The sequence below is a fragment of the Mycobacterium sp. genome (assembly GCF_965229265.1).
Classification (GTDB): domain Bacteria; phylum Actinomycetota; class Actinomycetes; order Mycobacteriales; family Mycobacteriaceae; genus Mycobacterium.
Map to the genome: position 1 here is coordinate 1 of NZ_CBDDIY010000003.1, position 10,562 is coordinate 10,562.

The 10,562-nt window shown below is 65.1% G+C and carries 10 protein-coding genes and 5 pseudogenes; 7 read left to right on the top strand and 8 right to left on the bottom strand.

Going from position 1 to position 10,562, the window contains the following annotated elements:
* The 3 genes from ADBZ9K_RS00200 to ADBZ9K_RS00210 form a co-directional block, all read right to left on the bottom strand.
* The coding region (locus ADBZ9K_RS00200) for a heavy metal translocating P-type ATPase (RefSeq protein WP_526617679.1) at nucleotides 1-2,019 on the bottom strand (2,019 nt) is incomplete at its 3' end.
* A complete protein-coding gene (locus tag ADBZ9K_RS00205; protein ID WP_526617680.1) occupies nucleotides 2,016-2,849 on the bottom strand; it encodes an AarF/UbiB family protein in 834 nt (277 codons plus the stop codon). The genes ADBZ9K_RS00205 and ADBZ9K_RS00200, both read right to left, overlap by 4 nt.
* 311 nt (nucleotides 2,850-3,160) lie before the next feature.
* Nucleotides 3,161-3,313 carry a hypothetical protein gene (locus ADBZ9K_RS00210; RefSeq protein ID WP_526617688.1) on the bottom strand — a complete coding sequence of 51 codons (153 nt, stop codon included), beginning with the start codon at nucleotides 3,311-3,313 and terminating at the stop codon, nucleotides 3,161-3,163.
* Between ADBZ9K_RS00210 and ADBZ9K_RS00215 the strand changes: the two genes are divergently transcribed.
* A complete protein-coding gene (locus ADBZ9K_RS00215; RefSeq protein WP_526617685.1) occupies nucleotides 3,303-3,467 on the top strand; it encodes a hypothetical protein in 165 nt (54 codons plus the stop codon). The two genes, ADBZ9K_RS00210 and ADBZ9K_RS00215, sit on opposite strands and share 11 nt — an antisense overlap.
* A 331-nt stretch (nucleotides 3,468-3,798) precedes the next feature.
* On the opposite strand, the pseudogene ADBZ9K_RS00220 reads toward ADBZ9K_RS00215, so the two are convergent.
* Nucleotides 3,799-4,467: pseudogene (locus ADBZ9K_RS00220) on the bottom strand (polysaccharide deacetylase family protein); the annotation flags it as partial.
* On the opposite strand from ADBZ9K_RS00220, the gene ADBZ9K_RS00225 reads away from it, so the two are divergent.
* Both ADBZ9K_RS00225 and ADBZ9K_RS00230 read left to right on the top strand, forming a co-directional pair.
* Complete coding sequence (locus ADBZ9K_RS00225) at nucleotides 4,433-4,888, top strand: hypothetical protein (RefSeq protein WP_526617689.1); 456 nt, start codon at nucleotides 4,433-4,435, stop codon at nucleotides 4,886-4,888. The pseudogene ADBZ9K_RS00220 and the gene ADBZ9K_RS00225 overlap by 35 nt on opposite strands.
* Nucleotides 4,889-5,137: 249 nt before the next feature.
* Nucleotides 5,138-5,982: pseudogene (locus ADBZ9K_RS00230) on the top strand (sulfurtransferase).
* Nucleotides 5,983-5,998: 16 nt separating this feature from the next.
* On the opposite strand, the gene ADBZ9K_RS00235 reads toward ADBZ9K_RS00230, so the two are convergent.
* Nucleotides 5,999-6,184 (bottom strand): hypothetical protein, encoded by a 186-nt coding sequence (locus ADBZ9K_RS00235; protein ID WP_526617681.1) that lies wholly within the window; start codon nucleotides 6,182-6,184, stop codon nucleotides 5,999-6,001.
* A 94-nt stretch (nucleotides 6,185-6,278) separates the two neighbouring features.
* Between ADBZ9K_RS00235 and ADBZ9K_RS00240 the strand changes: the two genes are divergently transcribed.
* Together ADBZ9K_RS00240 and ADBZ9K_RS00245 are read left to right on the top strand one after the other, a co-directional pair.
* Entirely contained in the window at nucleotides 6,279-6,845 is a 567-nt protein-coding gene (locus ADBZ9K_RS00240; protein ID WP_526617682.1) for a TlpA family protein disulfide reductase, read from the top strand.
* A pseudogene (locus ADBZ9K_RS00245) lies at nucleotides 6,842-7,640 on the top strand (cytochrome c biogenesis CcdA family protein). Before ADBZ9K_RS00240 ends, ADBZ9K_RS00245 begins: the two are co-directional and overlap by 4 nt.
* A gap of 30 nt (nucleotides 7,641-7,670) precedes the next feature.
* Here ADBZ9K_RS00245 and ADBZ9K_RS00250 read toward each other — a convergent pair.
* Nucleotides 7,671-7,864 (bottom strand): annotated as a pseudogene (locus ADBZ9K_RS00250) (L,D-transpeptidase family protein); the annotation flags it as partial.
* Between the two features lie 159 nt (nucleotides 7,865-8,023).
* Here ADBZ9K_RS00250 and ADBZ9K_RS00255 point away from each other — a divergent pair.
* Together ADBZ9K_RS00255 and ADBZ9K_RS00260 are read left to right on the top strand one after the other, a co-directional pair.
* Nucleotides 8,024-8,179 carry a zf-HC2 domain-containing protein gene (locus tag ADBZ9K_RS00255; protein WP_526617686.1) on the top strand — a complete coding sequence of 52 codons (156 nt, stop codon included), beginning with the start codon at nucleotides 8,024-8,026 and terminating at the stop codon, nucleotides 8,177-8,179.
* A 160-nt stretch (nucleotides 8,180-8,339) separates the two neighbouring features.
* Nucleotides 8,340-8,501, top strand: a complete 162-nt coding sequence (locus ADBZ9K_RS00260; RefSeq protein WP_526617683.1) for a hypothetical protein — start codon at nucleotides 8,340-8,342, stop codon at nucleotides 8,499-8,501.
* 88 nt (nucleotides 8,502-8,589) lie between these two features.
* Here the strand turns inward: ADBZ9K_RS00260 and ADBZ9K_RS00265 are convergent.
* Nucleotides 8,590-9,121, bottom strand: a pseudogene (locus ADBZ9K_RS00265) (DUF1942 domain-containing protein).
* Between the two features lie 175 nt (nucleotides 9,122-9,296).
* A partial coding sequence (locus tag ADBZ9K_RS00270) for a sensor histidine kinase (protein WP_526617684.1) occupies nucleotides 9,297-10,562 on the bottom strand: 1,266 nt, incomplete at its 5' end.

The window sequence follows — 10,562 nt, forward strand, 5'->3', positions numbered from 1 at the left end:
CGCCAGCGCGGGGGCATCGTTGACGCCATCGCCCACCATGGCGGCCTTCTTGCCCTGCTGTTGCAGCTGGGCGATCGTGGCGGCCTTGTCCCCAGGCAGGACTTCAGCGATGACGGTGTCGATGCCGAGCTGATCGGCGATGCGGTTGGCGGTCGCTTGGTTGTCGCCGCTGAGCATGACCACCTGCACATCCAACTCGTGCAAGGCGGTGACGGCGGCGGCCGAGGTCTCCCGAGCAGCGTCGGCCAACGCGATCACCCCCACACCGCGACCGTCGACGGACACCAGCACCGCCGTGCGTCCAGTGGAGGCCAACTCGTCGCGGCGGGTCATCATATCCGCGAAGTCCACGTCCTCCTCGAGCATCAGTTTGCGGTTTCCGACCGCCACCTTTCGGCCGGCCACCGTCGCGATGGCGCCCTGCCCCGGCACATTGCGGAAACTCGTCAGTGAGGCCGGGCTGATGCCCCGATCAGCGGCGTAGCGCACGATCGCTGCGGCCAAGGGGTGTTCGGACTCAGTCTCCACCGCAGCGACCAGGGCCAACAGATCGTCTTCGGTTATGCCCTCGACGACCAGATCAGTGACCTCCGGTTCACCCTTGGTCAACGTGCCCGTCTTGTCCATCACCACGGTATCGATGCGCGCTGAGGTCTCCAGGGCGGTGGCGTTCTTAAACAGAACACCCCGCTTTGCCCCTAAGCCCGTGCCCACCATGATCGCTGTGGGCGTGGCCAAGCCCAGCGCATCCGGACAGGTGATGACAACCACCGTGATGGCGAACAACAGCGCCGTCTGAACCCCCGCTCCGACCACCCACCACACTAGGAAGGTTGCCGTTCCCCCGAGCAGTGCCACCAGCACCAGCCAGAATGCGGCTTTGTCGGCCAGACGCTGCCCGGGTGCCTTGGAGTTCTGCGCCTCCTGCACCATCGCCACGATCTGCGCCAGGACCGTGTCGGATCCGACCTTGGTGGCGCGGACCCGCAGAGTTCCGGTGGTGTTGATCGACGCACCGATCACCGATGACCCTTCGGACTTGTGCACCGGAAGGCTCTCCCCGGTCACCATCGACTCGTCGACCTCGGACGTGCCGTCTTCGACTGTGCCGTCGACTGGAATCTTGGCACCGGGCCGAATGAGCAGCAGATCGCCGGCAAGGACCTCAGCGGTCAGAATCTCGACCGTCTCGCCCTCACGCACGACGACGGCCATTGGCGGGGCCAACTCCAAGAGCGTGCGGATCGCCTCGTTGGCGCCACCGCGAGCGCGCATTTCGAACCAATGCCCCAGCAGCACAAAAGTCGTCAGCACCGCGGCCGCTTCGTAGAACACATCACCCCCGCCGGTCAATGTCACCCCGACGCTATAGAGCCAGCCCGCCCCAACGGCGACGGCAACCAGCACCATCATGTCCAGCGTCCGGGCCCGCAACGCCCGCCAGGCGCCATCGAAGAAGATCCAGCCCGAGTAGAACACCACCGGCAGGCTCAGCAACAAGGTGAACACGTCGTCACGCATCCCGAACGGAGCCGCAACGGTGAAGCCGAACATGTCGCGGCCCATCGGCGACCACAACATGATTGGGATGGACAACACCAGCGCGACCAGAAACCGGTTACGCATATCGCGGACCATGGCATCCATCGACATCCCTGCGTGCCCGCCGTGCCCCATCACCTCCTGAGGGGCTCGTTGCGGTGCAGCGCCGTGGGCGTGCGGGCCATGCTCAGCCGCCGGTGCGTGCTGTGCTGGCTGGCTGGCCGGTTCCGACATCGGATCGCAGACATGGTCGGGAACTGACCGCCCCGCACAGTGAAAGCCGCAGTCGCGCACCCACTTCGATAACTCAGCCACTGATGTGGTCGAAGGGTCGTAGACCACGGTGGCGGTTTGGTTGACGGCATTGGCCTGCACCGCCGACACCCCCGGGCGTCGCAGCAAAGCCGATTCGATGACTGCGGTAGAAGTGGCCCACACCAACCCCTGCACGTCCAGCACCGCCGTGGCGTCGGTCATCGGCTCGCCTCGCCCGCGGCGGCGGGCGGACTTCCCGCCCGAGTCTGTCTGCTCCCTAGCATCATGTTCCTTCCGACCCTCGTAGTAACCACCTCCGCGCCACGTGACGAACACCTTGTCGCCCCGCCGTACTGATAGCCGCCACCAGGCCGTCGCGGCCGTCCTCGGTACTGTGCGTGAGCCATTACCTGCGTCCTGAGGTCCGGGGGTGTTGGGTGCGCTCGCCTGTGCCATCCGAGGTCGGCGCGGGTGCGGATCACTGCGGCGAGGATCACCGCCCATGCCAGTCGGCGGCCGGTGGCCTCGAGCCAGCTGACCCGCGCAGCCACGTTGCGCAATGGCTCCAAGTCCTCTTCGACCTGCTCGACAACGCGGGGGCGGCGGACTTTCACCACCACTTCCGTACCGTCGTGCAGTGTCGCCGCGTGCGCCTGCCCCAACGACGCACTAGCCAACGGTTCCAGATCGAAGGATGCGAAACCCGCCGAGGGTGGGCCGCCCAGTTCGCAATGAATCACCTCACTGATCTGTGTCGCAGCCACCGGCGTCGCATCGTCTTGCAGCGCCACCAACTCCTGACGGTAGGTGGCAGACAACAGATCCGGGCGGGTCGACAACACCTGCCCCAACTTGACAAAGGTCGGGCCGAGCGCTCCGAGCTCCACGCGCAGATGCTCCGGGGTCGAATACGGCTGCTCGCGGCGCTCATGACCCAGAAACCCATGATGCAGCGGCACCCAACGCTGCATACCCGCCGTCCCGATCAACGCACCAAAACCATGGCGAGCCAGAGCATCGGCGATGCGGCGGTAATGCTGCGCATCCGACATTACCCAGACCGCCTGCCCGCCACGACTGCCGCGGGCCGGCCAGGGCCAGCCAATCTGGGCTGCGTCCGGTCCACCCGCGTCAGACTAGTTGCCGCCGCGGCAGGCCCCTCGCTGTGCTGCCCCTGCCGGGCAACCGTGTCGATCGATCTCATCGGCTCTCGATCCCTCAGACGTCACACCATCCTCTACTAAGACGCATCGTAATGACATCTGGGCCCGCCGTGGTGGTCAATGACTTTGGTCCCGGCCCACGGTGACTCACGACCCATAGCGCTCACCACACCGATCGCGCACGCTGGATCACAGCACCTTCAGGAAAGGACGCCAACTATGCCTAAGTACTTGCTGGGGTACATCGCAATCGCCGCCGCAGCGATCGTCGCAGCGATCACGTTCGGGGCATCGGCCACCACTGTCCTCATCGCGCTGGCTGTCCTGGTCTGCCCGGCCATGATGGTCTTCATGATGGGCTCTGGCCACGGAGGTCACGGGGCGACCACAACCCCGCGGACCGCGACCACCATGACCGCACCCCGCAGCCCTGACAGCCCTCCTCGCATCGCGACACCGCCTGCAGCCCAACGCATCCCTTTGTCACGATCAACCGTCTGGCGGTAACGGTGACCGTGATCGCCGCCAAATCGTCGGCGGTCGAGACCCTGCGGGCGAGCCCCGACTCTGCGGTGAGGCGTCGCCGCAGGTAAGACGGCCATCCCAATCCCACAGGTACAGAACGCAGCTCGGGCGACAGGAACAGCCACACCGGGACCACCACAAGCGAGGTCTAAGCTCCTCCCAACCTCGTCGCGACCGTGGCGGTCAGCGCGCTCAGTCTCCCCGCCAGCACCCTCTTCCACCGCACCGTTGAGCACTGCCAACAGGCACCCGACTCAGGTCATGCAGGCGCGCTCACCGTGCCAGGGCCGTGCCGGTTGTCCAGCGCTAGGGGTCACTGCGACGGCGGGCCACCTGGACTCTGGTTCGGGATATCGGTGATCGGCAAGTTCGGAGCCGGCTTGGGTGAAGGGGTCCCCATCAACGGGGGGATCCGACTTGCAGGGAGGTCCACGATGTCGTTGGACGGTGGCCCGTTGACGCGACTGCCGTAGCTGCTGCCCGGCGCACGCTGGCCCAGCAGATGACTAACGGTCACCATGTGATAGCCGTTGGCGATCAGCACCGGCAGGAACTGATAAACCAGATCGACAGTGCTGGAATAGGTGTCGTGGAGCAGCACCACCGAGCCGGGCTTAATCTGCGTCTTCAGCATGTAGATTGTGGCCGCGGTATCGGAATCGTTGATCCAGTCAAACGGGATCACGTCCCACAAGATCTCGGCCAGACCCTGCCTGCCCGCTTCAGCGCGCACCGCATCCGATGACAAGCCACCCGCCGGGCGATACAACTGCGGCGCCTGCCCGGTCGCCGCTGCGATCGCCTCAGTTCCCTTGCGAAGCTGAGAGGCGATGTCTCCCACCGGGATCGTGCTCATATTCGGGTGCTCCCAGGTGTGGCCACCGATCTCCATACCGGCATCGGCAATCCGCCGCGCTGCGGCGGGATCTGCTGCCACCTTGTTCCCGATGAGGAAGAACGTCGCCTTGGCGCCCGACAATGTGCTCTCCCTGCGCGCCGCGGCCATCGGGTGGACCGGGGGCGATACGGCCGTGATTGTGTCCTGGCCGCCGATGCCCGGCATCGACGATCTCGCCGCCGCGGTCGCAGCCACCCGCGCCGCCGACCTGCTCACGGTCTACGAGACGGTCACCAGCGACACCAGTGTGGCTGCTCCTCAGCCCGAACGGCTTGACATTGAGGCCGGGTTCTTCCTGTCGCAGGCACCCTACGCCGACGGCACCGCGCCGATCGCCGTACGAGTGTCGCCGCCCGGCTGGCCGATTAGGCTGGCGTTGGGTTATCCCGCCGCGTCGATCGACGTCGAGCTCACCCTCGATGGCCGCGGCCGGATCGCGAGTGAAAAGCTCACCGACGCTAAGCATCTCGTCACCCGCCGCATCGTCTACCCAGACCACGACTGAAATGACAGATGGGACACGGCAAGCCCTTGGCGGTGACACCGGGCGCCGACACCGTCCGTCCGGATACGCGGCCGGCCACAGCGGGTGCACACCGCGTCTTCATCGGTCCTTCACAGCCCGCCCCTAGCGTCGGAAACGTGAAAACCCTAAAGGCTGGGTCACCGTCCGCACCTAGGGCGATAGGTATATCGAGAAGCGGAATGGGTGCCACTTCGATCAACAACACTCACAGCGAGGGAAGGAACTAGTATGGCTCGCGCCGATGTCCTGGTCACAGCAGACTGGGCCGAGAGCAATCTCGACAGGCCCCACATCGTCTTCGTCGAAGTCGACGAGGAGACGACCGCCTATGACGGGGGGCACATCGACGGCGCGGTCAAGCTGGACTGGCGCAGCGACTTACAAGACCCGGTCAAGCGTGACTTCGTCAACGCCGAGCAGTTCTCCCGGCTGCTGAGCGAGCGCGGTATCTCCAACAATGACACCGTGGTCCTCTACGGCGGCAACAACAACTGGTTCGCTGCCTACGCGTATTGGTATTTCAAGCTCTACGGGCACGACAAGGTCAAGCTGCTCGACGGCGGCCGCAAGAAGTGGGAACTCGACGGTCGACCGTTTGTCCACCGAAGTGATCGAGCTCGCCCCGACCGACTACAAGGCCCAGGAGCCCGATCTATCGATCCGCGCGTTCCGCGACGAGGTTCTTGGAGCCATCGGCATCAAGAACCTCGTGGACGTCCGTTTCTCCTGACGAGTTCTCCGGCAAGATCCTGGCTCCGGCGCACCTGCCGCAGGAACAGGCACAGCGCCCGGGCCACATTCCCGGTGCGCTCAACGTGCCGTGGAGCAGAGCGGCCAACGACGACGGCACCTTCAAGTCCGACGAGGATCTGACCGCCATCTACGCCCACGCCGGTCTGGATGGATCGCGGTCGACCATCGCCTACTGCCGCATCGGCGAGCGGTCGTCGCACACCTGGTTCGTGCTGCACGAACTGCTCGGACATCCCGATGTCAAGAACTATGACGGCAGCTGGACGGAATACGGCTCCCTCGTTGGGGTACCGATCGAGCTGGGCAGTGGTAGCGAATAAACCAAGGTCCGGCTGCTCAGGTGCTCATCAGATCTCGCGTTCGCGGGCGGGACTTCAGCTGGTCGATCTCGGCTCGCAATCGCGTGACCTCGCTGTCTTCGGCGATCGCGGCACCGCGGTTGCCACGCATCATCATCCACATCATTGCGCCCATTCCGATCGGGCAGGCCAACGCCGCTACCGCCCACCACCCCTGATTCATGATCGATCTCCTCCGTCCACCGAGCGCACGTAGGTCGTGTTCGAATGATCGTCACTGGAGGATCCGATGCCGCACCGCCGCACCGCCTGCACCGTTGTCGCGGGTGGTGCTGATCGCTGCCGCGATCAGCGGGTGCGCCAGCGGGGCTGACGCCGTCGTGCAGGGCGGCACGTTCGAGTTCGTCTCGCCCGGCGGTAAGACGGACGTCTTCTACGACCCGCCTGATGCTCGCGGCACCATCGGTGACGTGACCGGCCCAGCGTTGATGACCGGCCAACCGGTCCACCTGTCCGATTTCGCCGGGAAGGTGGTCGTGATCAACGTCTGGGGGTCATGGTGCGCGCCGTGCCGTACCGAGACCCCGGACTTGGAGAAGGTGTTCGCCGAGACCGCGCCGCTCGGGGTCCAATTCCTCGGGATCGATGTCCGCGACGATCGTTTCGCCGCACAGGATTTCGTCACCGACCGCAAGGTGACCTACCCATCGATCTTTGACCCCTCGATGCGCAGCCTGATCGCGCTTGGCAAGGGGTACCCGACCAGTGTCGTGCCGACCACGATGGTGCTGGATCGCCGGCACCGCGTCGCGGTGGTGTTCCTGCGGGCGTTGCTGGCCGAGGACCTGCGCCCGGTTGTGCAACGCATCGCCGCGGAGCGGTGAGGGTGCTCGCCCAAGGCGTCGGCGCCGCGTTCGGCTCTGCGGCAGCATCGGGACCGCTGCTACTCGCGCTGGGTGCCTCGGCGTTGGCCGGCCTGGTGTCGTTCGCATCGCCGTGCTGCGTACCATTGGTACCGGGCTACCTGTCCTACCTCGCGAGTATTTCCGGCGGCGACGTGTCGACCCCCGGCGCATCCGCTGCTCCCGTGGGCCGGTGGCGCCTAGCTGGTGCGGCTCTTCTGTTCGTCGCTGGGTTCACCGTTGTGTTCGTGGCCGGGACTGCGTCGGTGTTCGGGCTGATCGGAGTACTAACGCTCAATCAGCGCTTGCTGCAAGGCATCGGCGGGTCGCTCACCATCCTGATGGGCCTGGTATTCATCGGGTTTGTCCCGATGCTGCAGCGCGACACCAGATTCCAGCCGCGCCGCGTCGCGGGGATCCTCGGTGCGCCGCTGCTCGGGGCGACATTCGGCCTAGGGTGGACACCGTGCCTCGGGCCGACGCTGGCCGGCGTGCTATCCGTCGCGGCCGGAACACAAGGCACCACGGCGGCGCGCGGGGTGATGTTGATCGTCGCCTATTGCCTCGGGCTTGGCGTTCCGTTCGTCGCGCTTGGCCGTCGGCTCCTCAATGGCCACGCGCTGGCTGGGATGGGTACGGCGCAACAGTCGGCGAATCCAAATCGTTGGCGGCATCATGCTGATCGTGGTCGGCATCGCCCTAGTGACGGGAACGTGGTCGGTGTTCATCGGCTGGATGAGGGATCAGTTCGTCACCAACACGGTGCCACGGATATGACCCCGCCGACGGCGACCAGCGCGGCGGCCATCAGAGCAGCGCGCTGCCTCCCAGCCATTGTTCCCATGGCACGCTCCGGTCGCCATTTGGCCAGGGCTACAGCGTTCGCCACCGGTGTTGCGGACCTCGACGATGCGCCGGGCCGAGAGAATTCGTAGAACCATTTGAGCATTCTGGGCATTGAGGTTAAGACAGCCGTGGCTCACGTTGGTGTTGCCTCGCACCGACTCGGTGCATTCAAGTTGACGTGGACAATCGTCGGCGGTACTGACGCGCGGTCATCGCTCCGGGACCACGGGCAACACTAGTAGATAGTCGGTGCGCCCGATTGAACTGGGCCGTCCTGCACATCGTTTCCATTACGCAAGGTCTGGAAGGTGGAAATGAACGATGCGGAGGCCCCGCTCGTGCGCCCGGTGGACGATGAGTATGCACTGTGGGACGCCGCCTATGTGCTGGGCTCGCTGTCATGCGCTGATCGACGAGAGTTCGAAGAGCACTTGAACACGTGTGCCTCGTGCCGGCCCGGCAGTCGATGAGTTGTGCGGCCTGCCGGGGTTGCTGCGCCGGTTGAGCCTCGACGACATGTGGGTCCTCGATGAGGGCCCAGCGCGCGGTGCACAAGATATCGCATCGATTGATCCCCATGGACTCAATGACCTACTGGTGCAGGCGAGTCGGAGGCGTCGACGTTCGCGGATGCTGGCGTGGATGGTGGCTGCGGCAGCGGCGGCGGTTCTGGTGATCGGCGTGTTCGTCGCATGCCAGGCCAGCGTGGCGCAGAACCGTCAACCGATGGACACCCCACACTCACCTGACGGCGCCATCACCCAGCAGGCGTCCTCGAGTCAATTCCGATGAACCAAATCGGTCCTGGACAGATCGATTCCACCGTTCAGACCGCCGGCCGGATCACGACACGTCAGGTGAGGCAGGATCACTACTATCGTCAGCAGCAGGCGCAGTCGTCCATCATCATCGCCATCATGGACATCATCGCGGCGTCGTCGCACCACATCATGACCGGTCGTGGTCCACCGCCCACATTACATCACCCCGACGGGGTCCGCGCCGGTGACATCAAAGTACACTTTGCCAGTCGATGTCTGGCCCTGACCGATGGTGGCACCCGAGATACCGGCGGGACTGGCAAGTTGCCACAACACCTGGTACCGGTCGCCGGTGCTCGACATGGCCTGGAAGCTCGGAATGATCGGAGTCACGGCTCCCGACACCGCGTGCACCGATGCTGTTGCCTCCCAGAGCTGTCCGGCCAGCGGATATCCCGGAGCCGGGTCGGCGCTCTTTCGCAGATCGGTCACGGTCCACTCCTGCACGACGGTGCCATCGGCGTCCGCCAGCCGTTGGTGGGACCCGAATTGGTGGGGACATTTATCCATCGCCGCGGTTGCCGTCGGCGCGCCAAGGCCTGCCAGCCCCAGTGCCGCCGCCGCGGCGATGATGATCCTCAGTGTGCGCACTTGTGCGCTCCTCTCGTCTTCGATCTACGGATGTCCTACGTACATTGATAGCAGACGGTCGCCGGCTATCGAGAGCGAAAGATGGCCAGCGGTCCTCCGACGACCCCAGCGCACAGCACCGCCAGCAGCAATGCCGCGAGCGGCCAGCCGGGCCATGTCACGGGATCGCCTCTCGTCACTCCAAGGTTGATCGCGTGAACGCGATGAATTGATACAGGTTCGATAAAGATTCGCTCAAGTGTGCACAGTCAGCCGACGTGCCGCGGTTCGGCCCGTCACGGCGAGACTCCACGATCGTGCGGCAAGGCTGGCAATCGGGTGATGAAGGTTGCGCCCTGGCCAGGGGCGCTGTGTGCGGTGATGGCGCCGCCGTGGGCATTGACGAGTTGGCGACGACCGCCAGTCCAATACCGGAACCGTCGGCACGGGCAGTACGGCTGCGGTAGAAGCGATCAAAGATGCGGGGCAAGTCCTCGGCCGGGATGCCGGGGCCGGTGTCTGTGACGGCGAGTTCGGCCCACCCGTCGGCCTCGTGCAGGGTGATGGTGACGGTTCCGCCTGCCGGCACGAACTTGATGGTATTGGTCAGCTGGTTGGTGGCGACCTGCGCCACCCTCACCGGATCTGCATCGGCCCCACACCTCGTCGAGGTCGGTGCGTACGCTATACCGGCCTCGCCGAACCTGCCGTCGAGTGCCGCGATGGAGTCGGCGACGACACCAGTTAGCGAAATCGGTTGGCGATCAAGGGTGAATGGCGCAGCATCGGCTGAGGCGAGCGCTTCCAGGTCGGCAACCAGGTCAGTCAGGCGCAGGGTTTCGTCGTGCAGTGACGCGATGACATCGTCGGTCGGTTGGCGGATGCCGTCTTGCACGGCTTCGAGTTCACTACGCAGGATTTGCAGCGGCGTGCGCAATTCGTGGGCAACGTCCGCGGTGAAAGAACGGCGCAGTTGATCCTCCTTTTCAACGTGTTCGGCCATCGTGTTGAAAGCTATTGCCAGCTTCCCTATCTCGTTGCGAGGCACGGTTGTGACGCGCCGGTCGCGGTGTCCGGCTGCCAGATCCTCTGCGGCGCGAGTGAGTTCGGTGATGGGGTCGGTAGCGCGGCGTGCGATATAGACGCCCACCACCAACGCCACCAGCGCCGCGGCCAGTGCGCCCGCCGCTAACAGCCCGTTGACCGATGAGCGGAATTCCCTGTCCACGGTGGGGATTGCCCCCAGGGGAACGCGGACGACGAGGGTGCCGACCTGACGGCCCTCGATGACAACAGGCAGGCTGCGGGGTGGACCGAGGCTGCCAGTGCCCATCATTTCTCGGTGCATCTCGGGTGTGCCGGCATCGGTATTGGCGTCGGCCAGTGACCACACGTGCTGACCAGAGGCGTCGAGGAGTTCGGCCTCCGAGCCGGTCATGATCACCGTGGGCGCAAGCCGATT

What these genes read in the sequence shown, in the direction of transcription:
- ADBZ9K_RS00210 (WP_526617688.1), bottom strand. Translation starts at nt 3,313, where the DNA reads ATGAAGACCATCATGGCCGGGCAGACCAGGACAGCCAGCGCGATGAGG.
- ADBZ9K_RS00235 (WP_526617681.1), bottom strand. Translation starts at nt 6,184, where the DNA reads ATGAATCAGGGGTGGTGGGCGGTAGCGGCGTTGGCCTGCCCGATCGGA.
- ADBZ9K_RS00225 (WP_526617689.1), top strand. Translation starts at nt 4,433, where the DNA reads ATGAGGAAGAACGTCGCCTTGGCGCCCGACAATGTGCTCTCCCTGCGC.
- ADBZ9K_RS00215 (WP_526617685.1), top strand. Translation starts at nt 3,303, where the DNA reads ATGGTCTTCATGATGGGCTCTGGCCACGGAGGTCACGGGGCGACCACA.
- ADBZ9K_RS00255 (WP_526617686.1), top strand. Translation starts at nt 8,024, where the DNA reads ATGAACGATGCGGAGGCCCCGCTCGTGCGCCCGGTGGACGATGAGTAT.
- ADBZ9K_RS00205 (WP_526617680.1), bottom strand. Translation starts at nt 2,849, where the DNA reads ATGTCGGATGCGCAGCATTACCGCCGCATCGCCGATGCTCTGGCTCGC.
- ADBZ9K_RS00260 (WP_526617683.1), top strand. Translation starts at nt 8,340, where the DNA reads ATGCTGGCGTGGATGGTGGCTGCGGCAGCGGCGGCGGTTCTGGTGATC.